At 44.7% G+C, this 517-nt stretch carries 1 protein-coding gene; it reads right to left on the bottom strand.

Going from position 1 to position 517, the window contains the following annotated elements:
• A partial coding sequence (locus tag PXG98_RS16430; protein ID WP_276392942.1) for a hypothetical protein occupies positions 1–517 on the bottom strand: 517 nt, incomplete at both ends.

The raw sequence follows: 517 nt of genomic DNA on the forward strand, positions 1-517 counted from the left end.
TCCAGATATCACGACCTGAGGCCTCTACCTGATAGACTCCATTGTCTACACAAGCACTGCCATCCGCAGCAACATTACCAATATCTCTATTACTCCAGGGAGCCGATAATGAAATGCATTCTGAAGGGGGTGGTGTATCGTTAATTACAAGATTTACTACAGTAATGCAACCCTCGGCTGTGGTAAGAACAAATTGACCTGCATTACTTGGACCAACAATCCCGTTGTTTCTTTGGGTATTCCCTCTCCTATTAACAAAAGTATCTACCTGATAGGCGTTAAAAGCATTATGGGATGGCAAATCGTCTACGGAACTAAAAGTTGGGGCATAAGCCTGGGGTACGGTTACAAAATACTCCCCTGCGCTATAGTCTCTGGCTCGGATATAAACGATATCACCTTCAGCTACATTCATTACAGTTCCTGTTTGCCAGTCCTGATCGTTTATCTTGTACTCTGCAACTATGGTCCCATCAGGACAGTCCGGTACCGTAGATAGTCCTTCTCCTTCCTGGTA

Source organism: Eudoraea chungangensis (genome assembly GCF_029360665.1).
In the GTDB taxonomy this organism is placed as follows: Bacteria; Bacteroidota; Bacteroidia; order Flavobacteriales; family Flavobacteriaceae; genus Eudoraea; species Eudoraea chungangensis.